1 protein-coding gene is annotated in these 334 nt (G+C 71.6%); it reads left to right on the plus strand.

Annotated features, from left to right (window positions below; all coding sequences use genetic code 11):
* The coding region (locus tag ASD34_RS27765; RefSeq protein ID WP_162248706.1) for a phosphopantetheine-binding protein at positions 1-334 on the plus strand (334 nt) is incomplete at both ends.

The following is a 334-nucleotide window of genomic DNA, read 5'->3' on the forward strand; positions in this document are numbered from 1 at the left end:
CTTGCCGCTGAACGCCAACGGCAAGGTCGAGCGCAAGGCGCTGCCCGCGCCGCAGTTCGCCCAGGGGCGGGGCTACGAAGCGCCGCAGGGCGAGATGGAAGAGGCGCTTGCGGCGATCTGGGCCGAGGTGCTCGGGCTCCAGAGAGTGGGCCGTAACGACAACTTCTTCGAACTGGGCGGCCATTCGCTGCTGGCGCTGCGCCTGCTCGAGCGCATGCGTGCGCGCGGCTGGCAGGCGCAGGTGCGCATGCTGTTCCAGCACCCCGGGTTTGCCGCCTTCGCCAAGGCGCTGGCGCAGGACACGGGCCGGCCCGAGGTGCAGGTGCCGGCCAAC

This window comes from Variovorax sp. Root473 (genome assembly GCF_001426505.1).
GTDB lineage: Bacteria > Pseudomonadota > Gammaproteobacteria > Burkholderiales > Burkholderiaceae_C > Variovorax.